Raw genomic sequence first — 22,723 nt, 5'->3', positions numbered from 1 at the left:
GGGCTTCCTTTGCGGATGCGGGAGCGGTGCGGGGACGCGTGCGCGGTGCATGCCGGAAACTATTGGTCTGGACCAGAGCGGTCAAGGGGGCGTCCGAAACTCGGGCCGGCAGGCCTCAGGAGAGGCTCCAGTGGCCGACGTCGTCGGCGAGGCCGGAGTTCAGCGCGAACTGGACCGCGGCGAGGGCGGCGTCGCTCGGCAGCCGGAAGGTGACACATCGCGACCGACTGGCCCGGGCATCGTCCTGTGACGGCGGGACGACGTGGAGGCGGTCGACGCCCTCGTAGCGGCCGGCTCCGACATCGGGGCGCCGGGCGCGGTCGTCGGCGGTGGAACCCCGCTCGCGGATGCCTGCGCCTTCGGACAGTGGCGGGCCGCCCGCCGACTGCTCGAACTCGGGGCCCGCCCCGACCTCCAGGAGGCCGCCGCCCTCGGACTGCTCGACCGCGTCACGGAGTTCCTCGCAGCCGGCGTCCCGCCCGCCGAAGAGCTCACCAGCGCTTTCTGGTCGGCCTGCCACGGAGGTCAACTCCCCGCCGCCCAGTACCTCCTGTCTCACCGGGTGGACGTCGACTGGATCGGGTACGGCGGCATGACCCCGCTGGATATCGCTCTGACCAGCGAAAACGAGTCCCTGATCGACTGACTTCGAACGGTTGGCGCCCACACGCGGGCCGAACTTCCACCCGCATGACCCATAAATTCATTTGGATCTTCGCTGCGCTCCGTGTCAGAGTTGGTCTCACCGAAGGGGTGTAGCTCAGCTGGTCAGAGCGCTGGTCTCCAAAACCAGATGTCGCAGGTTCGAATCCTGCCGCCCCTGCAAGCAGTACGCGCCGTCGGGCCCGTCCCCTCCACAGGGGCCGGGCCCGACGGCGTTTCACCAGCGGGAGCGTGCGCGGCCGCCTGGCCGCGGACCCGCAGGCCATGCGGCGCATGACCGCCTGATCAGGTGGCTAGGCCGTGGGCTCCGCGTAGCCGTACGGGCGGGTGATGATCTCCATGCCGTGGCCCGACGGGTCGAGGAAGTAGACGCCGCGGCCGCCGTCGTTGTGGTTGATCTCGCCGGGCTGCTTCATGTGCGGGTCGGCGAAGTACGGGACCCCGCCTGCCCGGATCTTCCCGAACGACACGTCGAATTCCTCCTCGGAGACGAGGAACGCGTAGTGCTGGATCGTGATGGACTCGGCCGGGGCCGTCGCGAAGTCGAGGGTGACGCCGTTGGCGGTTTCGACGGGGATGAACGGGCCCCACTCGGTCCCGACCACGAGGCCGAGGATGTCCGCCAGGAACTCGGCGGCCTCCCGGTTGTTCCGGGAGTGGACGATCGTGTGGTTGAGCTGTACTGACATGAGTGAATGCCTCCGCAAGGCACATCACGGGCACCTCCATGTCTCACCCGGTCGGTGACCGACACGCGATGCCGTGATCACGATCCTAAACACCACTTCCGGGTCGAGTCCACCGCATTCCGGTCATGGCGAACCCCCGTACACGGCTTTCACGTTGTCCTGGGCGGGATGCGTCCGCCCCGCCGGGCCCGCTGCGAACGCCCGCAGCAGGTTCTCCGTCACCCGGGTGGTCAGCGCGCCCGCCGTCGCGTCGAGGCCGTGGTTGGCCCCGCTGCGGCCGTCGCCCGTGGCGTCCAGAGCCTCCACCCAGCGCATGGTCCCGGTCGCGAACACGGCCGCGCCGCTCGGCACCGTGTAGTACGCCGTGTCCTGGTGGCTGGGCCGGCCCTCGCACACCACGGGGGAGTGGGCCAGGATCTCGATCGGCCGGGGCGTCGGGAAACCGGTGTTGACCTTGTCGTACTCCACCCCCACCAGGTGCGCGAAGCGGTCGCCCGCTTTGACGCCGGTGCCCTCGAACAGCCAGTGGCCGGGGTGGGTCACGACGTACGGGGCGTCCACCGGGTAGCCGTCGTAGATCACACCGAGCAGCGAGCTCTCCGGGTCGGCGCCGGGCGCCGAGCGGAAGTCGACGGTGGCCGGGTGGCCCCGCTTGAATCCGGGGTCCTGGTCGTAGGAGGACTTGTAGCAGACCACCGTACGGTCCGGCCCGAGATCGGTGGGCTCCAGCCGGATCCGGCGGAAGCAGCAGTTCGCCCCCAGGATCGCGATGTTGGTCCCGGCGTCCCGGGCGGCGGTGAAGTGGGCCCGCTGCTCGGGCGACCAGTACTCGTCGTGGCCGAGGGAGAGCACCGCCGCGGCCCCTTCCAGCAGCCGCTTCTCCCGCGCCACGTCGGTGGTCGTCGCGTAGGCCAGGGGGATGCCGAGCCGTTCGGCGAGGGCGAGGAGCGGGGCCTCGTACACGAGGAACAGGCCCGCGCCGTCGTCGTACTCGTACGGCCGGTCGAACGTGACGGAGAGGGAGCGCGACGCGTAGCCGCCGCTGGGTCCGTCGTAGCTGCCGTACCCGCCCCACCGGTTGTACGCCTGCCAGGTCGCCACCGCGTTCACCACGACCGTACGGCCGGCGCTCGCCGCCGAGCGCACGGTGACCGGGACGAAGCGCTGGCCCTCGCCGCTCTGTGCGTCGAGCCGCAGCAGGTAGCAGCCCTCCGGCCAGTCCTTCGTGTCGACGGTGGTGGTGCGGGGCCAGCGGGTGCGGACCATCCGGGTCGCGGAATCCACCGTGTGCTCGGGCCGGCGTACGCCGGGCAGGGCCTCGGACCGCCACACCAGCCGGGCCCGGGCGCCGCCGTACCAGCCCATCCGGTAGGCGGAGACGGTGAACCGGGGCGCGGTGGTGGACACGTGCAGGCCGAAGGACTCGCCCGGCAGGACGCTGACCTTGTCGGCGAAGCCCTCGATGGCCCGGGCCGGGCCGGCCTTGGTCACATGCCAGTCGCCGTTCCCGGGCCTGGCGTTCTCGGCCTTGACGTCGAAACCGGCCGGCCCGCCCTTGCCGCCCGGTCCGCCGGGCGTGGCCCCCTTGTCCTTGCCTGCGGCCCCGCCGTCCGCCCCCTCGGCGGCCCCGTTCGCGCAGCCCGCCACGGCCCCGAGCCCGGCGGCGGTCGCAGCCCCCGTCGCGATCGCGAGGAACCGCCGCCTGCCCGCGCCGTCGCCGTTCCCGGCCCCGGCTATGTGCTCCTGATCCATGGAGGGCACGCTATGTCATGCTTGACGCCCCTCTGCTACCCGCCCGGCCGTCCTCCCCGACGGTCCGCCCCGTGCCTCTCCCGGCTCACCCCAGCCGCACCACCACCTGCTGGACCGCCCCCGCGGCCGCGGTGAGATCCCCGAAGCCGAGCCGCAACTGCGCGCCGGTGACCTCCGAGACCAGGCTCGGCGGCCGCGTCAGCACCGCGGTGACGGGGCGGTTCCAGACCAGGGTCAGCGAGGTCAGCGCGCGGGCGGGGTCCGAGACGCACACCGCGGCCGTTCCGTCCGGTCTCTCCCGCACCGTCACCGAACAGGGTGCTGCCGCCTCCAGCGGGCCGGCCGACCCGGCCTGCCAGAAGTTGACCCCGGTGAAGCCCAGCGTGGGCACCGAGACGCCCTGGGCCGTCTCGGAGTTGGCGAGTACGGACAGCCACCCCGGAGTGGCGGCCCGGGCGGCTGTCCGGGCCACCGTCGCCCCCGGCATCACCTGGTGGACGTACCCGGCGCCGGCCGGGTCCTTGCCGTGGTCGTACCAGAGGGTGAGGTAGCGCCGGGTCAGGGCCGTGGTGGATCCGCCACGGTTGACGTCGCTCCACCGGCCGGTGCGCGCCTCCCGCAGGGCCTTGAACGACCCCGGGCCCGACATCACGTACCCGCCGAAGCCGGCGAGATGCGCCCAGCCGGGGGAGGGGAAGGCCGCCGACCAGCCGAGGGCGGTCGGCAGGACCGTGCCGCCCACGGTCAGGGCATGCGTGCCCGTGGCGCCGAGATTGCGGTTGTCGACCACCGTCTCGACCGCGGCCCCGTCCGAGCAGCGGATCCCGGCCCCCAGACAGACGATGGTGTCGTCGAGGAAGAACCAGGATGTGCGAGCCGTGAGCGTGCTGCCCAGACCCCGCAGGTGCTGGCCCAGCGAGGCGAACTCCCCGTCGGTCGTACCGCCCACCCAGGCCGCGTCGGGCCGGGATGCTCCCCAGTCACCGCCGGCCCCGTCGGCGAGCACCTTCCGCGACACGGTGGTCCCCGGCAGCCGGTACGGGTCCACCGTGGGCCAGAAGGCGTCCGAGTACTGGCCGTTGCCGTACGTGGCTCCCCACCAGGAGAGCATCCCGCTCCCGGTGTGCCAGCCGCGCAGGTTCTCCCCGTTGCCCGTCTCGTAGTAGGCGATCCGCTTCGAGGCCATGGACAGCGAGGCCGCCCAGCCGGGCCGCCGGTGCGTGGCCCGGTCCATGGATGCGAACAGCCGGTGCCCGACCGGCTCGGGCAGTGCCGTGACCGACGCGTCGGACTCGACGTCCGCCAGCCGGGCGAGGGAGGACAGCGCGAGCGCCGTGTCCGCGAGCGGGGGACTGTAGTAGTCCCGGGCCGTCCACCCCTTCACCAGCCCGCGCCAGCGCGCCCGCTCGGTGGTGCTCGCGCCCTCCGCGAGGAGCAGGATCGCGGCGAGCACCGCATGCCCCCGGGCATGGTCGTCCTGCTGGACCTGCCGTGGGTCGGCGACCAGCAGACCCCGGCTCACCGCCCGACCCGATACGGCGTCCATGACCAGCCCGTTGAACAGGAACGGCGCCCAGGCCCGCTCCACCGCGTCGAACGCGATCTGCGCCCCGGGATCCGTGACCTGCCACGCAGTGCCCTTCAGCAGAGCGAACAGCATCCCCAGCCCGCCGAGCAGCACCGCCCCGTACGTCCCCGTGTACGGCACCCAGGTGTGCTGGACGAACGACCCGTCCCGGTAGAGCCCGTCGCCTGCGGTGACGTACGGGAACACCGGCGCGAGCGCGTCCCGGGCCAGGGCGATCTTCGCCGAGTCCCCGCCGACCACGCCGCGCAGCGCCAGCACCCGGCACAGGTCCACACGGTTCGCCCCCGTACTGGTCCCGGTGTACGAGCCGACGGCCGAGTCCGGGACGAAGTGGTCGACGGCCGCGCAGAAGTCGGCGAGTGGGGCGGCCGGCAACGTCTCGTACAGCAGTACGCACAGGTCCAGCAGGGCCTGCGGGGCGCCGATCTGCCAGCAGTACCAGTTGCCGTACCGCACCTGGCCGGCGTGGTACACGTCCGCGTGCAGATGGTCCAGCCCGGTCAGCAGAGCCGTGCGCAGCGCACCGTCCCCGGTGAGCCCGGTCCCGGGCCGGACGTAGGCCTCGGCCATGGTCCGCAGCCTGTAGTAGCTCTGCATCATCATCTCGGGGTCGCTGCCGTACCCCAGGTCGGGCCAGAGCGAGCCGGTCGCCGGAGCCATGGCGGAGCGCCAGCCGCCGGCCAGGGCGCCGAGATCGGCCAGTCTCGAACGGAACGGCTCGGCCGCGGCCGGGATGTCACCGCCCAGGAAAAGACCGCGCCACACCGCCCTCATCGCGTCGTGGACCTCGCCCGCCGGCGCAGCCCCCGCCCGCGCGGCGGGTGCTCCCAGCAGGAGCGCACCCCCGCCCGCGGCGGAGAGGAAGGCGCGCCGACTCCACACGTCTGTCATCGCTTGCTCCTGGTCCGATCCCGTACCGATGTCCGTACCGGCCCCCGCCGGCCCGTTCCTTGCCCCACCCGGCCTGCCTCACGCCACGTGCTCGCGGTAGCGGTCGATCACCTCCCTCAGCACCTCGGAGCCGTCCCGTGCCCACAGCCCCGGATGGAAGATCTCCACCTCCACCGGGCCCCGGTAGCCGGCCTCGTCCGCCAGCTCCCGGAACGCCCGCAGATCGATGCACCCGTCGCCCAGCTGCCCCCGGCCCAGCAGCACCCCCTCGGGGAGCGGGGTCACCCAGTCGGCGACCTGGACCGACACGATGCGCCCGCCCGTTCCCGCCCGGCGCAGGTCAGCCGGCAGCCGCTCGTCCCACCACAGGTGGTACGCATCGGCGACCACCCCCACCTGCCGCGCCGGGAACTGCTCGGCGATGTCCAGCGCCTGGCCGAGGGTGGAGACCACACAGCGGTCCGAGGCGAACATCGGATGCAGGGGCTCGATCCCCAGCCGTATCCCGTGCGCGGCGGCCCACGGGGCCAGTTCGCCCAGGATGTCGGCGATCCGCCGCCGCGCACCCACCAGGTCCCGGTCGCCGTCGGGCAGGCCCCCCGAGACCAGGACCAGTGCGTCGGCGCCCAGTTCGGCCGCCTCCTCCACGGCCCGCCGGTTGTCCTCGAGGGCCGCCGCCCGCCCCGCCGGATCGGCGGCGGTGAAGAACCCGCCGCGGCACAGTGAGCTGACGCGCAGCCCGGCCCCGGCGACCAGCTTCGCCGTCTCGCGCAGCCCGAACTCCCGGACCGGATCCCGCCACAGCCCGACCGCGCCCACCCCGGCCTCTGCGCACCCGGCGACCAGCTCGGGCATCGACCACTGCCGGACCGTCTCCTGGTTGAGGCTGAACCGGGCCGGGGCCGGCCCCCGGCTCATGACGCCACCCCGTACACCCCGAGGAGCTGCCGCATCCGCGCCTCGGCGAGCTCCGGATCGGGGAACAGACCCAGCAGATCGGCCTGTTCGTACGCGGTGGCCAGATGGGGGAGCGGCCGGGCCGACTGCAGCCCGCCCAGCATCGTGAAGTGCTCCTGGTACCCCGCGAGCCAGGCCAGCAGCACCACCCCCGTCTTGTAGTAGCGGGTCGGCGGGGCGAACAGGTGCCGGGACAGCGCCACCGTCGGATCCAGCAGCTCCCGGAACCCCGCAGGATCGTCCCGGTCCAGGGCGAGCGCAGCACGGGCGGCCAGCGGGGCGATCGGGTCGAAGATGCCCAGCAGCGCATCACTCGCCAGATCTCCGGCCCCCTCCCCGGCGATCAGTTCGGGATAGTGGTAGTCGTCGCCCGTGTAGCAGCGGACGCCGGGCGGGAGTCTGCGCCGGATGTCCCGCTCCCGCTCCGCGTCCAGCAGCGAGACCTTGACCCCGTCCACCTTCTCCGGGCAGTCGGCGATGATCTTCAGGAGCACCTCGGTGGCCGCAACGAGATCGGCGTGGCCCCAGTACCCGGCCAGCTCCGGGTCGAACATCGGGCCGAGCCAGTGCAGTACGACCGGCCGGGCGCTCTGCCGCAGCAGTCTCCCGTACACCTCCAGGTAGTCCTCCGGGCCCCGCGCTGCCGCCGCCAGCGCGCGTGAGGCCATCAGCACGGCCCCCGCCCCGCAGGCCTCGATGTGCGCGAGCTGTTCCTCGTACGCGGCGGTGATCGCGGCCGGCGAGTGCCCGCCGCCCGGAGGGAGCTGGTCGGTGCCCGCGCCGCAGACGATCCGGCCGCCCACCGCCCGGGCCTCGGCGGCCGACCGGCGGATCAGCTCCGCCGCGGCCGGCCAGTCCAGGCCCATCCCGCGCTGCGCCGTGTCCATGGCCTCCGCGACCCCGAGTCCCTGCGCCCACAGCCGGTGCCGGAAGGCCAGCGTCGCTTCCCAGTCCACCACCGGACCGGCCTGCGCCGGGGCGGCGAGGGGATCCGCGACCACATGCGCGGCCGCATAGAACCTGCGGCTGCGCGCCGGACCGCAGACCAGCGGCGCGAGCGGATCGGTACGCGGCCGGTGCAGGCGGTACCCGCCTTCCGCCGAGGGCAGCCGGATGCTCACAGGACCACCTCCGGCACTGGCAGCCGCCGGCCCTCCGCCGAGGACCGCAGCCCCAGCTCGGCGAGCTGCACCCCGCGCGCACCGGCCAGCAGGTCCCACTGCCAGGGCTCGTCGAGTACGACATGGCGCAGGAACAGCTCCCACTGCGCCTTGAAGCCGTTGTCGAAGGGGGCGTTGTCCGGGACCTCCTGCCACTGGGCGCGGAACGCCTCCGTCTGCGGCAGATCGGGATTCCACACCGGCTTGGGCGTCGCCCCGCGGTGCTGGATGCGGCAGCCGCGCAGCCCGGCGACCGCCGACCCGTGCGTCCCGTCCACCTGGAACTCCACCAGCTCGTCACGGTGGACCCGTACCGCCCAGGAGGAGTTGATCTGCGCGACGGCACCGCCGTCGAGCTCGAAGACGGCGTACGCGGCGTCGTCCGCCGTCGCCTCGTACGGTTTGCCCTCCTCGTCCCAGCGGCGGCCGATGTGCGTACGGGCCAGGGCCTGCACCGTGCGGACCCGGCCGAACAGCTCGTGCAGCAGGTACTCCCAGTGCGGGAACATGTCGGCGACGATGCCCCCGCCGTCCTGCGCCCGGTAGTTCCAGGACGGCCGCTGGGCCGGCTGCCAGTCGCCCTCGAAGACCCAGTACCCGAACTCCCCGCGCACGGACAGGATCTCGCCGAAGAAGCCGCCCTCGATCAGCCGCTTCAGTTTCAGCAGCCCCGGCAGGAACAGCTTGTCCTGGACCACACCGTGCTTGACCCCGGCCGCCGAGGCCAGGCGGGCCAGCTCCAGCGAGGACGCGAAGGTCAGGGCGGTCGGCTTCTCGCAGTACACGTGCTTGCCCGCCGCCACGGCCTGCCGGACCGCGGCCTCGCGCGCGCCGGTGACCTGGGCGTCGAAGTAGATCTCGACCTCGGGATCGGCCAGCACGGCCGCCAGGTCCGTGCTGACGTGCTCCAGTCCGTGCTCCTCGGCGATGGCCCGCAGCGCCGGCTCCCGGCGCCCGACCAGTACCGGCTCGGGCCACAGCACCCTGCCGTCACCCAGATCCAGCCCGCCCTGCTCGCGCAGGGCGAGCAGCGAGCGGACCAGATGCTGGCGGTATCCCATCCGCCCGGTCACGCCGTTCATGGCGATCTTGATCGTCCTGCGCTCCACGGTGTCCCCTCCTTCGTGCCGGCTCTTGGTCTTCTTCGCGTTCGCTCGTGCGTCATGCTGGAAAGCCCGATAGAAAGCGCTTTCACTCTCATCAGGCTAGGGCCGGGAATCCTGGGCGCGCAACACTCATTCGGGTGATGGAAAGCGCTTTCTGAATCGAGGAGTCTAGGAGGGGCACACACCGGATGAGACGATGACCCGGGACGAGCAGGAGGGGGTGCAGGATGGCGGTGACTCTCGCCGAGGTGGCGGCGCACGCAGGTGTATCGCCCGCGACGGTCTCGCGGGTGCTCAACGGCGGATACCCGGTGGCCGGGGGCACCCGGACCCGCGTGGAACAAGCAGTAGAAGATCTCGGCTACGTGGCCAACGGCCCCGCCCGCGCCCTCGCGGCCGCCACCTCCGACCTGGTCGGCGTCCTCGTCCACGACGTCGCGGACAGTTTCTTCGGCATCCTCGCCGGATCCCTGCAGAGCGCCCTCGCGCCGACCGGCCGGGCGGACGCCCGCCGGCTCGCCGTCGTCTGCAACACCGAGGGCGCCCCCGCAGCCGAACTCGCCTACCTCACCCTGCTGGAAGGGCAGCGGGCCGGCGGGGTCGTCCTGACCGGCGGCGCCGTGGAGGAGCCCGGGCACACCGCCGCGCTCACCTCCCGCATCACCCGGATGGCGGGCACCGGCGCTCCCGTCGTCCTGTGCGGTCGGCCCCCGCTGCCCGTACCCGCCGCACTGCCCGTGGCCACCGTCATGTTCGACGACCGGGGAGGCGCCTTCCGCCTCGCCGAGCACCTGCTGACACTCGGCCACCGGCGCATCGCGTACGTGGCCGGCCCGCCGGGGCTGAGCACCACCCGGGAGCGGCTCGGCGGACACCGCGAGGCACTGCGGCGCCACGATCCCGGTCTGCCCGCAGCCTGCGACCCGCTCACCGTGCACGCCGGCTTCGAGCGCTCCGCCGGCTACGACGCCACCCGCGAACTGCTGCGTCGCGGAGAGCCCTTCACGGCCGTCGCCGCGGCCAACGACACCGTCGCCACCGGCGTGGCCGCGGCCCTGCGCGAGGCCGGACTGCGCATCCCCGAGGACGTCTCCGTCGCCGGCTTCGACGACCTCCCCTTCTGCGTGGACACCGCCCCCGCGCTCACCACCGTCCGGGTGCCGCTGCGCGAGGCGGGCATACTCGCCGCCCAGCTGGTCACCGGCCGCAGACCGCTGCCCCCGGGCGGCATCACCACCCTGCCCACCGAGCTCATGGTGCGCGGATCCACCGCGCCGCCCCCGCCGGACGGGAGCCGGCCGTGAGGTACGCCTTCTCGACGCTCGGCCTGCCCGGCACGCCGCTCGGCCGGAGCGCCGCCCTCGCCGCCGCCCACGGCTACGACGGCCTCGAACTGCGCGCCCACCCCGAGGAGCCCCTGCACCCCGACAGCCCGCCCGCCGACCGTGCGGCGGGTCTGCGCACCCTCAGAGCCGCCGGAGTCGGCGTCCTCGGGGTCGCGGGCTACACCCGGGTGGCCGCCCCCGGAGCGGACGACCCGGTCCTCGCCGAACTGCACGGCCTGGTCCGGCTCGCCGCCGACCTCGAAGCCCCCTACGTCCGGGTGTTCCCCGGCGGAGCCGAGCAGTCTGCGGCCGTCGCCGATGCGCACGCGGTACGCCGGCTGGCCGCCGCCGCACCGTTCGCCGAGCGGCACGGAGTGCGGATCCTGCTCGAGACGCACGACTCGCACCGGACCGGAGCGGCCGCCGGGCGGGTGCTGGACCGGGTCGGGCATTGCGGCGCGGGCGCGCTGTGGGACGTACTGCACACCTGGCTCGGGGGCGAGTCCCCGGACGAGACGCGGCGGGCCCTGGCCCGGCACCTGGGCTACGTACAGGTGAAGGACGTGGCGTCGGCGCAGGAGCTCACCCCCCTCGGGCTCGGCGCCGGAGCGCTGCCGCTCGCCGAGGCGGTGGCCGCCGTACCGCCGGACGGCTGGCTCTGCTGGGAGTACGAGAAGCGCTGGTATCCCGGCGCCGCCGAGCTGCCGGGGCAGCTGGCGCGGGGCCGGGAGTACCTGGAGAGCCTGGTGGCGACGGCGACGGCGACGGCGACGGCGCCTCAGGCCGAGTAGGCGAGCCGCCCGCGGTCGACGGCGTAGCGGAAGCCCAGGCCCATGGCGTACCGCTCCAGTTCCTCGACCGCCATTGCGGCCAGCCGGTCCAGCTCCCCGCCCAGCGAGCCCGCCACATGCGGGGTGAGCAGCACGTTCGGGAGGTTGTACAGCGGGGAGCCGGTGGGCAGCACCTCGGGCTCGGTGTGGTCGAGTACGGCGTGCAGCCGTCCCGCGACCAGCTCCTCGGTCAGCGCCACGGTGTCGACGAGCGAGCCCCGCGCGGTGTTGACGAGCGTCGCGCCGTCCGGCATCAGCGCCAGCCGGGCGGCGTCCAGCAGATGGCGGGTCTGGGGGACCGCGGGAGCGTGCAGGCTCACCACGTCGCTGCGGCGCAGCAGTTCGTCGAGCGCGCAGCACTCGCCGCCCAGCGCGGCGAGCTCGGCCGGGTCGGCGTACGGATCGTGGACGAGTACCCGCAGGTCGAAGGGGCGCAGCAGCTCCATGACGCGCCGGCCGATGAGCGAGGCGCCGACGATGCCGACGGTGCGGTGGTAGTTGCCGACGGCCGGGTAGCGGCGCAGCAGGTCGATCGGGCCGCGCGCCGCCCGGTAGGCGTGGGCGGATTCCAGGACCCGCTTGTTGGCGAACAGGATCGCGGCGAGCGTGTACTCGGCGACCGGCACGGCATTGGCGGCGGCTGCGCTGGAGACCAGCAGCCCGCGCTCCCAGCAGGCCTCCGTGACATGGTGTTTGACGCTGCCGGCGGCATGCACCACGGCGCGCAGCCGCGGCATCCGGTCCAGCGCCTCGGCGTCGAGCGGCGGACAGCCCCAGCCGGTGAACAGCACCTCGGCCTCTGCGAGGCGGCGGTGGAGCTCGGGCTCGTCGTGGTCGAAGCCGGTCAGCAGCAGATCGGCGTCCACATCGGCGACCCGGACGAGCGCGGGCAGCATCCGGCCGCTGAGGACGGCGGCCCGGGTGCCGGGGCTCATGGCGAGCACCGTGGCGGGGCGCCGCCGGGGGAGGAGGCGGTGGGTCACTTGACGGCTCCTGCGGTGAGACCCGAGCGCCAGAACCGCTGCAGCCCGAGGAAGGCCAGTACGAGCGGGACGACGGCGACGAGTGAACCGGTGATCACCAGGGGATAGAGCTCGGGCTGCTGGTAGACGCTGCGGTTCCACATGAACAGGCCCAGACTGACGGGGTAGAGCCGCTCGTCGTTCAGCATGGTCAGCGCGCCGTAGAAGTTGTTCCAGATCGCCGTGAAGGTGAACAGGAAGATGGTCACAAACCCTGGCCACAGCATCGGGAACGACACGTGCGCGAACAGTCGTAGTTCACCCGCGCCGTCGACGCGGGCGGCCGCCAGCACCTCGTCGGGGACGTAGCCCTCGGCGAACACCCGGGCCAGGTACACCCCGAAGGGGTTGACCAGGGCGGGCACGAGGTAGGCCCAGTACGTGTTCACGGCGCCGGCGGCCGAGGCCATCAGGTACAGCGGCAGCTGGAGCACGGTGGCGGGGACCAGGATCCCGGCGAGGACGACGCCGAAGAGCTTCTCCTTGTGCCGGAACTCGTAAGCGTGGAAGGCGTAGCCGCAGGCCACGCTGACGAGGGCCGAGAGGGTGGAGCCGACGACGGTGTAGAGCAGGCTGTTGGCGAGCCAGCGGCCGAAGATGCCGTCGTTGTACATGAAGACCTCGCCGAGGTTGGTGAGGAGGCTGAAGTCCCCCAGGGCGTAGGGGTCGGTGGCGAAGAGGTCGCGGCGGTTCTTGGTGGCGGCCAGGACCAGCCAGGCGAGGGGCATCAGGGTGTAGGCCGCGACGAGGAGGAGCACGGCGTTCACGGCGGTACGGGAGAGCAGGGCGCTCCTCGGCGCGAGGCGGGTCGGGGCCGGGCCGAGGGCAGCGGCGGGGGCAGGGCCGCGGGCCGGGCGCGCGGCCTCGGCCGGGGCGAGCGAGGCGGTCATGCGGACCTCCAGCGGTTGCCGAGCTTCGTGACGACGTAGGAGGCGGCGCCGGCGACCAGGGCGAGGAGCAGCGCGCTCGCGGCCGCCAGCCCGTAGTCGTGGCCCTTGAACGCGGCGCTGAAGATGTACATGGTCGGGGACCAGGACTCGCCCATCTCGGTGGCCCGGAGCTGGAGCAACTGCGGGGCGTCGAAGAGCTGGACGGCGCCGACGCAGGTGAACAGGACGGTCAGCACGAGGGTGGGCCGGATGCTCGGCACCTTGACCTGGAAGGCGGTGCGGATGGCTCCGGCGCCGTCCATGGTGGCGGCCTCGAGGGTCTCGCGGGGGATGGCCTGGAACCCGGCGTAGAAGATGATCATGTTGTAGCCCATCCACTGCCAGGCCGAGATGTTGACCACCGACAGCAGGGCCTCGTCGCGGCCGAAGAAGTTCCAGGAGATCCCGGCCGAGTCCAGGACGTCGAGGACGGGGCTGAGGCCGGGCGTGTAGAGGTAGAGCCAGATCATCGCGGCGATCAGGCCGGGGACGGCGTGCGGCAGGTAGAAGGCGATCTGGAAGAACCGCCGGGCACGGGCGAGGGCGGAGTCCAGGAGCAGGGCGAGGACCAGGGCGCCGCCGACCATGACGGGGATGTAGAGCAGGCAGTAGACGGCGACGTGGCGGAACGAGGCCAGGAAGAGGGGATCGGACAGGGCCTTGGTGTAGTTCCCGATTCCGCTGAAGACCTCCCGGGCTCCGCCGAATCCGAGGCCGGACTGCTCCTCGCGGAAGAGGCTGAGCCAGGCGGCGTACCCGATGGGGGCGAGGGTCACGACGGCGAAGAGGAGGAAGAAGGGGGCCATGAACCAGGCGGCCGCACCAGCGCCGGTACCTCCGATGGTTCGACCGGGGTCGGGTGGCTGCGCCGGGCGGGATGCGGCTGCCGGTCGGGGCGCCTGTGCGGGCAGGCCGACGCCGCGGCCTCCGGCGGTTCGGCCGACGTCGGCCTGGGCGGTCGCTTCCGGGGGCTCGGGCCGGGTCTCGGGGGTGGGCATCAGCCGGCCAGGCCCAGGCCGCGGTCCTTGATGGCCTTCTCGGCGGCCGACTGGCCCTCGCCGAGGGCCTTGACCAGGTCCGGGCCGGCCGCGTTCTGCGCCGAGTTGACCTGGAGGTGGACCGGGCCCCACGTCCAGCCCGGCACGATGGTGGCCGCCGCCGCGCCGGCCAGGCCGTACGGGTCCTGCCCCTCGAAGTACGTCGTGTCGAACAGCTTCGCGGCCTCGGCCCGCATCTCGGCATTGGCCGGCAGGGCGCTGCTCGGCGACTTCAGCGAGCTGAGCCGGGCCTTGATCGCCTCCGGGTCGGTGGTGACCCACGTGATGAACTCCGCCGCCGCCTTGGTCCGCTTGCTGCCCTTCGGCACGATGTACGAGGTGCCGCCGTACATGCCGGTGGCGGGCTTGCCGTCCCAGGTCGGGAGCGGGGCGATGCCCCACTTCCCCTTGAGGTCCGGGTAGTTCGCGAGGAAGGTGCCCGCGGTCCAGGCTGCACCGATGACGGTCGCGACCTGCCCGGACGAACGTTCCTTCGCCTCGCCCTCGCCCCACAGCGGGGTCTTCGAGGCCACCCCCGATGCCATCAGGCCGTTCCAGTACTCCGCCACCTTCTTCGAGGCGGGGTCGTTGATCGCGACCTTCCACTTGTCGCCCTCGGTGCCGTACCACCGGGCGCCCGCCTGCCAGGAGAGGCCGGCCAGCACCGCCGGGTCGCCGCCGCCGAAGTTGGTGATCTTCACCGAAGGGTCGGCCCGGTTGATCTTCTCCGCGGCCGCCTTGTACTCGTCCCACGTCTTCGGAACGGCCACCCCGTGCTTCTCGAAGATGTCCTTCCGGTAGAAGAGTTCGAGCGGGGTGACGTCGAACGGCACGGCCCATGTCTTGCCGCCCAGCTTCACCAGTGACTGCACCGCCTCGGGGAACTTCTCGGAGACGAGTTTCCCGGACGTCGCGCTCAGGTCCTCCAGATTGCCGCCGCTCGCGAACTCCGGGAGCGCCGAGTAGTCCATCGTCGCGATGTCCGGCGCGTTGCCGCCCTTGACCGCGTTGGCCAGCTTGGCCGCCCCGTCGGGCCCGCCCGGCACCGCCGAGAACTGCACCTGGATGTTCGGGTGCGTCTTGTTGAAGGCGTCCGCCGTCTGCTGCGCACCCGCGGACGAGGACCAGTACGTGACGGTGACCGGCTGCTCCGGCGAGCCGCCGGCCGCCCCGGCCGCGCCCGGCTCCGTCTCCCCGCCGCACGCGGTGGCGAGCAGGGCGAGCGAGGCGACCGAGGTGGTCAGGACGAATCGGGGCATGCGGAAGGAACGGAAGCTGCGCGACATGGAGTGACTCCTACGGACGACCGCAGACGGCGGATGGAGAACGCGGCCCATCTTTTGTGCGAACATGCACACCGTCAAGAGCGAATGCGCAACTCGATCAAAATGATCGCTCCGAGAGTCGCTCCCGTTCCTTATGAGCGGATCGTCAGCCGGGGGAGCAGCTCCAGATGCTGCCGCGACCCCGCCTGCTGCCCCGCCCCCGCCCCCGCCCCCTGCCCCTCGCCCACCGCCGTCAGCCGGTCCAGCAGCAGCCCCGCCGCCCGCGCCCCCACCTCGTGCTTGGCCGGCGCCACCGCCGAGAGCGGTACGTCGGCCAGCCCCGCCACCTCGTCGTCGTACGTGATCACCGCGAGGTCCTCCGGCACCCGGACCCCACGCGCCTGGAGCCTCGGGATCAGCATGATCGCGTCGGTGTCGCTGTGGATCAGGGCCGCGGTCACCCCGTCCGCCGTCACCGCCTCGCACAGGTAGTCCAGCGTCCGGGCGAACAGGTCCGCGTCCGAGAGCGGGCCCGGCCCCGCCGCCGGCCACGGCGGCGCCGGCTCCAGTCCGAGCGCGGCCACCGCCGCCTCGTACCCGGCCCGCAGCCGCGGCGTCGTCGGCGTCGCACGGCTGGCCAGCGCGATCCGCCGGTGGCCCCGTTCCACCAGGTGCTGCACCGCCGTCGCAGCGCCGTACGCATGGTCGGAGGCCACCCGGTCCAGGGCCGCGGCCGGATGTCCGGGCGGGGCCCACCGCTCCACCAGCACCGTCGGAACCGGCAGCTCCGCCGTCCACGCCCCCTCCCCGGGGCCGGGCGAACCGGCATCCCAGTTCGGGGTGAGCAGCAGCCCGTCCGCCCCGGTGGACAGCAGCCGTTCGGCCTGCGTCCGGTCCTCGCCGGGCAGGTACCGGGTCAGGCCCACGGTCAGCCGCGCGCCCCGCGCCTCGATCACCTCGCGGGCTCCGCGTACGACCTCCGCGTAGTAGTACTCCGTGGTCGGCACCACCATCCCGATGACCAGCCCCTCGGCCCCCGCCGGGGCAGGCGACCGGCTCCCGCCCGGCCCGGGGGCCGGCACCGGGCCCGCCGAAGCGCCCGGCCGCCCGGCCTCCACCCGGCTGATCACCCCGTGCATCCGGTGGATCTCGCCCCGGGCCGCCATCGCCTCGATGTCGCGCCGCAGGGTGACCGGCGAGACGCCGAGCTCCTGCGCCAGATCCGCCACGCGCACGCTGCCCCGGGCCCGCACGAGCGCGAGCACCTGCGCCTGGCGCTGGTCCACATGTGGTCTCAAGGTTTCCCTGCCCCCTGCGGTCTTCCGACGGCGTCCGTCCCGGTATCCGTGTCTGCATCGCCATCATAGAGAACCGAACCGATCGTTTCGATCGTTTCCGCTCAACCGGTCATTGACGGCGTGGACGGTGCGTTCATATATTCGGCGGCGTCCGGCACCTCACGGCATCACGACCTCTCTCGGGAGTCAGCGCATGCTCACGTACGACCAGGACGGATTCCGGCGCGCGGGCCGCCCCCACCGCATCGTCTCGGGGGCCCTGCACTACTTCCGGGTCCATCCCGACCTGTGGGAGGACCGGCTGCGGCGGCTGCGCGCCCTGGGTGCCAACACCGTGGACACGTACGTCCCCTGGAACTTCCACGAGACCGCCCCCGGCAAGGCGGACTTCACCGGACCGCGCGACCTCGGCCGCTTCCTGCGCACCGCCCAGGACCTCGGCCTCGACGCCGTCGTCCGCCCCGGCCCGTACATCTGCGCCGAATGGGACTTCGGCGGCCTCCCCGCCCGGCTCCTCGCCGTAGACGGCCTCCACCTGCGCTGCTCCGACCCCCGCTTCGAGGCCGAGGTAGACGGCTGGTTCGACCTCGTCGCCCCCGAGCTGCTGCCGCTGCTCGCGAGCCGCCGCGGTCCGGTCGTCGCCGTACAGATCGAGAACGAGTACGGCTCGTACGGCAACGACACCCGCTACCGCGCCCATGTGGAACAGGCCCTGGTCGAACGCGGAGTGGACTGCCTCCTGTTCACCGCCGACGGCCCCGAGGACGCCATGCTCCAGGGCGGCATGCTCCCGGGCCGGCTCGCCACCGCCACCTTCGGCGCCCGGCCCGCCGAACGCCTCGCCCACCTGCGCCGCTACCAGCGGACCGGCCCGCTCGCCGCCATGGAGTTCTGGATCGGCTGGTTCGACCACTGGGGCGAGGACCACCACGTCCGTGCCGTCGAGGACGCGGCGCAGTCCCTCGACGAACTCCTGGCCACCGGCGCCTCCGTCAACCTCTACATGGCCCACGGCGGCACCAACTTCGGCTTCTGGGCGGGCGCCAACCACACCGGGTCCCGGCCCGGCGAACCCGGCTACCAGCCCACCGTCACCAGCTACGACTACGACGCCCCGATCGGCGAGGCCGGCGAACTCACCCCCAAGTTCCACGCGTTCCGCGAGGTCATCGGCAAGTACGTGCCGCTGCCCGACGGGCCGCTGCCCGAACCGCCGCCCCGTATCACCCCGGCCCTCGCGGTCCCCGCCGGCACCGCTCCGCTCCTGGACCACCTCGACCTGCTGGGCGGGGAGCCCGTACTGCGCCCCGCGCCCGAGTCCATGGAGAAGCTCGGCCAGGCCCACGGCATGATCCACTACCGCACCACCGTCACCGGCCCGCGCCCCGCCATGCCCGTCCGGATCGACGGCCTCGGCGACCGGGCGTACGTGTTCGCCGACGGGGAGCCCCTCGGCGTCCTCGACCGCAACCGGCCGGACGAGGGCCTCGACCTGCCCGTCGGCGAGGCGGGGGTCGTCCTCGACGTCCTCGTCCGCGCCCAGGGCCGGGTCAACTACGGCCCGCTCCTCGACGACCGCAAGGGCATCTGGCGCGGTGTCCGCCATGGCCACCAGCAGCTGTTCGAGTGGGAGATCCGGACGCTCCCGCTCACCGACCCGACCGGCCTGGACTGGCCGCCCGACACACCCGGCACACCCGACACCCCCGAAGCGGGCCGCCCGGCCTTCCACCGCTTCACCCACACCATCCCGGACGCCCCCGCCGACGGATTCGTCGACGTCTCGGGCTGGGGCACCGGCCTCGTCTGGCTGAACGGCTTCCTCCTCGGCCACTACGACACCCCGCGCGGACCGCAGCGCACCCTGTACGCCCCCGCGCCCCTGTGGCGGAGCGGCCGGAACGAGATCGTCCTCCTCGAGCTGGAGCGCCCCGGCGCCGATCTGCCGCTGCGCGACCGCCCCGACCTCGGCCGCCCCACCGTCGTCACCCTCGAATGAACCCCGGCGAACCCCGCGAACCCCGCGAACCGCGAGGAACCCGGCGAAGTCCGGTGACCATCCCTTGAGAGAAGCTCTCCCCGTGAAGCGAACGAGCACCCGCCTGGCCGACGGCCGCGAGATCCTGTACTACGACGCCGACGACGGCGCGGCCCGCGCCGTCCCCGACACCCGCCCCCTCGACGCGTCCGCCACCTCCTCCGAGGTACGCCGCGACCCGTTGCTCGGCGACGCCGTCGTCATCGCCTCCCACCGCCAGGGGCGCACCTACCTCCCACCCGCCGACGCCTGCCCGCTGTGCCCCTCCACCGAGGGACGCGCGAGCGAGATCCCGGCCCCCGACTACGACGTGGTCGTCTTCGAGAACCGCTTCCCCTCCCTCGCCGGCGACACCGGCCGCTGCGAGGTCATCTGCTTCACCCCCGACCACCTGACCTCCTTCGCCGAGCTCGACGAGGAGCGCGCCGCGCTGGTCCTGGCCGCCTGGACCGACCGCACCGCCGAGCTCTCCGCCCACCACGGGGTCCGGCAGATCTACTGCTTCGAGAACCGCGGCACCGAGATCGGCGTGACCCTCGCGCACCCGCACGGCCAGATCTACGCCTTCCCCTTCATCACCCCGCGCACCACCCGCATGCTCGCCACCGTCTCCGCCCACCGTGCCCGCACCGGCGGCAACCTCTTCGAGGAGGTGCTCGCCGCCGAACGCGCCGAGGGCACCCGCGTGGTCCTCGCAGGGGAGCACTGGACCGCCTTCGTGCCCTACGCCGCGCGCTGGCCGTACGAGGTCCACCTCTATCCGCACCGCCGCACCGCCGACCTGACCACGCTGGACGACGCGGCCCGCGCCGAGTTCCCCCGCCTCTACCTGGAGCTGCTGCGCCGCTTCGACCGGCTGTTCGGGACACCCGGGCCCACCCCGTACATCTCCGCCTGGCACCAGGCGCCGACCTCCGGTGAGGGCCGGGCCGACTTCGCGCTCCACCTGGAGCTCTTCACGGTCCGCCGCACCGCTGACAAGCTCAAGTACCTGGCGGGAACCGAATCCGGGATGGAGGCCTACATGAACGACGTCCGGCCCGAGGACGCGGCCGCGCGGCTGCGCGAGGTGGCGAGCCGATGAGGGGCGGCGAGCCGATGAACAGTGGCGAGCCGATGAACCAGGCCGCCGCGGACGGGTTCCGCCGGCTGTACGGGTCCCCGCCCGAGGGAGTCTGGGCGGCTCCCGGCCGGGTCAACCTCATCGGCGAACACACCGACTACAACGACGGCTTCGCCCTGCCCTTCGCGCTCCCGCAGCGCACGCAGGTCGCCGCCGCCCGGCGCGCCGACGGGGTCCTCCGGCTCCACTCCGCCGACGTCCCCTCCGGCGTGGTCACGGTCCGCCCCGCCGACCTCGACCCGGCCCGCCCGCCCACCGGCGCCGCAGGCTGGGCCGCGTACCCGGCCGGGGTGCTGTGGGCCCTGCTGGACGCCGGCCTTCCGGTCGGCGGCGCGGAGCTGCACATCCGCTCCGACGTGCCCACCGGCGCCGGGCTGTCCTCCTCCGCCGCCCTGGAGGTGGCCACCGTCCTGGCACTCACCGACCTGTACGGGATCCCGCTCACCGGGACCGAACTGGCCGCGCTCGCCCGCCGTGCCGAGAACGCCTACGTCGGCGTGCCCTGCGGGGTGATGGACCAGACGGCCTCGGCCTGCGCCACCGAGGGCCACGCCCTCCACCTGGACACCCGCACCCTCGAACAGCGGCACATCCCCTTCGACTGCGCGGCGGCAGGCCTCCGCCTCCTGGTCATCGACACCCGGGTCAAGCACGACCTGGCCGACGGGGCCTACGCCGAGCGCCTCGCCTCCTGCCACGGGGCGGCCGCCGAGCTCGGGCTGCCCGCCCTGCGCGACCTCCCGTACGAGGAGCTGGAGCAGGCCCTGGCCCGCCTCGGCGACCCGGTCCGGCGCAAACGGGTCCGGCACGTCGTCACCGAGAACGAACGGGTCGTACGGGTGGAGGAACTGCTGCGCGCCGGACGGCTGCGGGAGGCGGGCCCGCTCCTGACCGAGGGCCACGCCTCGCTGCGGGACGACTACGAGGTGTCCTGCGCCGAGCTCGACCTGGCGGTCGCCACCGCCGACGCGGCGGGCGCGTACGGGGCCCGGATGACCGGCGGCGGCTTCGGCGGCTCCGCCCTGGCCCTGATCGACGCGGACGCCGAGCCGGCCGTGACCCGGGCGGTCACGGAGGCCTTCGTCGCGGCCGGGTTCAAGCCGCCGCGCATCACGGCGGCGGAGCCGTCCGCAGGGGCGGGCCGGACGGTGTGACGAGGGAGGAAGGGCAGCTTCCGCCGAACCGGCGTGCCTAGACTGATCACTTGGTTCGATCATGTGCCGTACGAATGCGGAGGAACGAAACGCATGCGCTACATCCCGCTGGGCAGTTCAGGTCTTCAGGTCTCCGCCGTCGGGCTCGGCTGCAACAACTTCGGCGGCCGCCTCGACGCCCAGGCGACCCGCGCCGTCGTCGACGCCGCGCTCGACGCGGGGATCACCCTCCTCGACACCGCCGACATCTACGGCGGCCGAGGCGGCTCCGAGCGCCACCTCGGACAGGCCCTCAAGGGCCGCCGCGACCAGGTCGTCCTCGCCACCAAGTTCGGCTACGCGGGCATGGACATGGAGTACGGGCCCGCCGCCGGATCCCGCGGCGGCCGCGCCTACATCCGGCGGGCCGTCGAGGAGTCCCTGCGCCGTCTGGACACCGACCACATCGACCTCTACCAGCTGCACAGCCCCGACCCGGCCACCCCCGTGGCCGAAACCCTGGCCGCGCTCACCGAGCTGGTCGCCGAGGGCAAGATCCGCTACATCGGCCACTCCAACTTCAGCGGCTGGCAGCTCGCCGAAGCCGCCCACGTCGCCCGCGAGACGGGCGCGGCCCCGTTCGTGTCGGCGCAGAACGAATGGTCGCTGCTCCAGCGGAACGCGGAGGCCGAGCTGGTCCCGGCCGCCGTGCACTACGGCCTCGGCGTGCTCCCGTACTTCCCGCTCGCCAACGGCCTGCTGACCGGCAAGATCCGCCGGGGTGCCCCGGTGCCGGCCGGCTCCCGCCTGGAGGGGCGCGACGCGTACCTCACCGAAGGGCGGCTCGACTCGGTCGAGGCGCTGGCCGCCGTCGCCGACAAGCACGGCCGCAGCGTCCTCGAGCTCGCCATCGGCTGGCTCTCCGCCCAGCCGGGCTGCTCCTCCGTCATCGCGGGCGCCACCTCCCCCGAGCAGGTGAGGGCCAACGCGGCCGTCGCCGACCGCCCGCTGGAACCCGAACTGCTGGCGGAGATCGACGCGATCGCGGGGGCGTGAGCCGCGGCGCGGCGCAGCGTTTCGGCGGGGCGGCTCAGGCAGGCGCACCCGTCAGGACCTCCACCTTGCCGGTGTCCAGCGAGTAGTAGGCGCCGACGACGGCCAGGGCGCCCTTCTTCACGAGGGGCCCCAGGTCGGCGTTGGTCCGCAGATCGTCCGCGGTCACCTTGATCTGGTGGTGGGTCATGGTGTCGACGGGGTCGGCGCCGGGGTTCTTCGCCGTCAGCTCGTACGCGGGCACCATGGCCTTGGCGATGGCCTGCAGATTGCCGGGCAGCGGCGTGCCGCCCTTCAGTGACTTGTACGCGGCCTCGACCGCGCCGCAGCGCTGATGCCCGAGCACGACGACCAGCGGAGTGCCGCCCGTCATGGGCCCGTACTCGACGGAACCGGTCACGACCGGGCCGACCGCCTGCCCGCCCGTACGCAGGACGTACAGATCGCCGAGCCCGGTGTCGAAGATCAGCTCGGGCGCCACCCGGGAGTCGATGCACGACAGGACCACGCCGAAGGGGTCCTGCGCCTCGGCGACGAGCTCGCGCCGCTCGGGATCGCGGTCGGGGTGTTCGAGGTTTCCGCTCACCCAGCGCTTGTTGCCTTCCATCAGGCGGGCGAACGCGGCCTGGGGGGTGGCCGGCCGCGGCGGCGGGGCTGCGGTCGCCACCCGCGGCGCCCTGGGGGGCGAGCATCCCGAGAGCACGGCGGCCGCAGCCGCGAGGCCACCGGTCAGCAGGGCCCTGCGAGCCGGAAGTCCTGGTGTGTGCATCGGTGGTACCCCTCGGTGCCGCGCAGACGCGTCCGTACGTCGTGACGACCGCGATTGTTCAGCGCGCCGGGGGCGCCCGGACGGCAGGCGCACGC

19 protein-coding genes and 1 tRNA gene are annotated in these 22,723 nt (G+C 73.2%); 8 read left to right on the top strand and 12 right to left on the bottom strand.

The genetic code is table 11. From position 1 onward, the window contains the following. Positions 1-262: 262 nt before the first annotated feature. Complete coding sequence (locus OHT74_RS04960) at positions 263-646, top strand: ankyrin repeat domain-containing protein (protein WP_328619476.1); 384 nt, start codon at positions 263-265, stop codon at positions 644-646. A 103-nt stretch (positions 647-749) separates the two neighbouring features. Continuing rightward, positions 750-823, top strand: a tRNA-Trp gene (locus OHT74_RS04955). Between the two features lie 133 nt (positions 824-956). On the opposite strand, the gene OHT74_RS04950 is transcribed toward OHT74_RS04955, so the two are convergent. The 6 genes from OHT74_RS04950 to OHT74_RS04925 form a co-directional block, all read right to left on the bottom strand. Further along, positions 957-1,352, bottom strand: coding sequence for a VOC family protein (locus tag OHT74_RS04950; protein WP_328619475.1), 396 nt, complete (start codon positions 1,350-1,352; stop codon positions 957-959). A 123-nt stretch (positions 1,353-1,475) separates the two neighbouring features. Continuing rightward, positions 1,476-3,104 (bottom strand): N,N-dimethylformamidase beta subunit family domain-containing protein, encoded by a 1,629-nt coding sequence (locus OHT74_RS04945; protein ID WP_266660982.1) that lies wholly within the window; start codon positions 3,102-3,104, stop codon positions 1,476-1,478. 85 nt (positions 3,105-3,189) lie between these two features. After that, the gene (locus OHT74_RS04940; protein WP_328619474.1) at positions 3,190-5,583 is read right to left on the bottom strand and encodes a polysaccharide lyase 8 family protein; all 2,394 of its coding nucleotides are present in this window, start codon (positions 5,581-5,583) and stop codon (positions 3,190-3,192) included. A 78-nt stretch (positions 5,584-5,661) separates the two neighbouring features. Beyond that, positions 5,662-6,501 (bottom strand): sugar phosphate isomerase/epimerase family protein, encoded by an 840-nt coding sequence (locus OHT74_RS04935; RefSeq protein WP_266660978.1) that lies wholly within the window; start codon positions 6,499-6,501, stop codon positions 5,662-5,664. Continuing rightward, entirely contained in the window at positions 6,498-7,661 is a 1,164-nt protein-coding gene (locus OHT74_RS04930; RefSeq protein WP_328619473.1) for a dihydrodipicolinate synthase family protein, read from the bottom strand. Before OHT74_RS04930 ends, OHT74_RS04935 begins: the two co-directional genes overlap by 4 nt. Next, a complete protein-coding gene (locus OHT74_RS04925; protein WP_443047688.1) occupies positions 7,658-8,782 on the bottom strand; it encodes a Gfo/Idh/MocA family protein in 1,125 nt (374 codons plus the stop codon). Before OHT74_RS04925 ends, OHT74_RS04930 begins: the two co-directional genes overlap by 4 nt. 251 nt (positions 8,783-9,033) lie before the next feature. On the opposite strand from OHT74_RS04925, the gene OHT74_RS04920 reads away from it, so the two are divergent. Both OHT74_RS04920 and OHT74_RS04915 read left to right on the top strand, forming a co-directional pair. After that, positions 9,034-10,110, top strand: coding sequence for a LacI family DNA-binding transcriptional regulator (locus OHT74_RS04920; protein ID WP_328619471.1), 1,077 nt, complete (start codon positions 9,034-9,036; stop codon positions 10,108-10,110). Then, positions 10,107-10,922, top strand: coding sequence for a sugar phosphate isomerase/epimerase family protein (locus OHT74_RS04915; RefSeq protein ID WP_328619470.1), 816 nt, complete (start codon positions 10,107-10,109; stop codon positions 10,920-10,922). Before OHT74_RS04920 ends, OHT74_RS04915 begins: the two co-directional genes overlap by 4 nt. Here the strand turns inward: OHT74_RS04915 and OHT74_RS04910 are convergent. The 5 genes from OHT74_RS04910 to OHT74_RS04890 form a co-directional block, all read right to left on the bottom strand. Further along, the gene (locus OHT74_RS04910; RefSeq protein WP_328623259.1) at positions 10,910-11,896 is read right to left on the bottom strand and encodes a hydroxyacid dehydrogenase; all 987 of its coding nucleotides are present in this window, start codon (positions 11,894-11,896) and stop codon (positions 10,910-10,912) included. The genes OHT74_RS04915 and OHT74_RS04910 overlap by 13 nt on opposite strands. A 44-nt stretch (positions 11,897-11,940) precedes the next feature. After that, entirely contained in the window at positions 11,941-12,873 is a 933-nt protein-coding gene (locus OHT74_RS04905) for a carbohydrate ABC transporter permease (protein ID WP_328619469.1), read from the bottom strand. Next, positions 12,870-13,718, bottom strand: a complete 849-nt coding sequence (locus OHT74_RS04900; RefSeq protein ID WP_328623258.1) for a carbohydrate ABC transporter permease — start codon at positions 13,716-13,718, stop codon at positions 12,870-12,872. The genes OHT74_RS04905 and OHT74_RS04900 overlap by 4 nt, the downstream gene beginning before the upstream one ends. A gap of 191 nt (positions 13,719-13,909) precedes the next feature. Then, positions 13,910-15,235, bottom strand: a complete 1,326-nt coding sequence (locus OHT74_RS04895) for an ABC transporter substrate-binding protein (protein WP_328619468.1) — start codon at positions 15,233-15,235, stop codon at positions 13,910-13,912. Between the two features lie 131 nt (positions 15,236-15,366). Continuing rightward, positions 15,367-16,512: a substrate-binding domain-containing protein gene (locus tag OHT74_RS04890; RefSeq protein ID WP_328619467.1), complete on the bottom strand. Its 1,146-nt coding sequence runs from the start codon at positions 16,510-16,512 to the stop codon at positions 15,367-15,369. Positions 16,513-16,705: 193 nt separating this feature from the next. On the opposite strand from OHT74_RS04890, the gene OHT74_RS04885 reads away from it, so the two are divergent. The 4 genes from OHT74_RS04885 (at position 16,706) to OHT74_RS04870 (ending at position 21,862) form a co-directional block, all read left to right on the top strand. Continuing rightward, a complete protein-coding gene (locus tag OHT74_RS04885; protein WP_328619466.1) occupies positions 16,706-18,511 on the top strand; it encodes a glycoside hydrolase family 35 protein in 1,806 nt (601 codons plus the stop codon). An 82-nt stretch (positions 18,512-18,593) separates the two neighbouring features. Beyond that, positions 18,594-19,634, top strand: a complete 1,041-nt coding sequence (galT, locus tag OHT74_RS04880) for a galactose-1-phosphate uridylyltransferase (RefSeq protein WP_328619465.1) — start codon at positions 18,594-18,596, stop codon at positions 19,632-19,634. A gap of 14 nt (positions 19,635-19,648) precedes the next feature. After that, the gene (gene galK, locus OHT74_RS04875) at positions 19,649-20,827 is read left to right on the top strand and encodes a galactokinase (protein ID WP_328619464.1); all 1,179 of its coding nucleotides are present in this window, start codon (positions 19,649-19,651) and stop codon (positions 20,825-20,827) included. 93 nt (positions 20,828-20,920) lie between these two features. Continuing rightward, positions 20,921-21,862 (top strand): aldo/keto reductase, encoded by a 942-nt coding sequence (locus tag OHT74_RS04870; protein WP_328619463.1) that lies wholly within the window; start codon positions 20,921-20,923, stop codon positions 21,860-21,862. Between the two features lie 34 nt (positions 21,863-21,896). On the opposite strand, the gene OHT74_RS04865 is transcribed toward OHT74_RS04870, so the two are convergent. Beyond that, positions 21,897-22,526 carry a carbonic anhydrase gene (locus OHT74_RS04865; protein ID WP_266660948.1) on the bottom strand — a complete coding sequence of 210 codons (630 nt, stop codon included), beginning with the start codon at positions 22,524-22,526 and terminating at the stop codon, positions 21,897-21,899. Positions 22,527-22,723: the final 197 nt, after the last annotated feature.

This window comes from Streptomyces sp. NBC_00354, from assembly GCF_036106915.1.
Lineage (GTDB): Bacteria > Actinomycetota > Actinomycetes > Streptomycetales > Streptomycetaceae > Streptomyces.
This window is presented reverse-complemented; position numbering and strand designations above follow the sequence as displayed.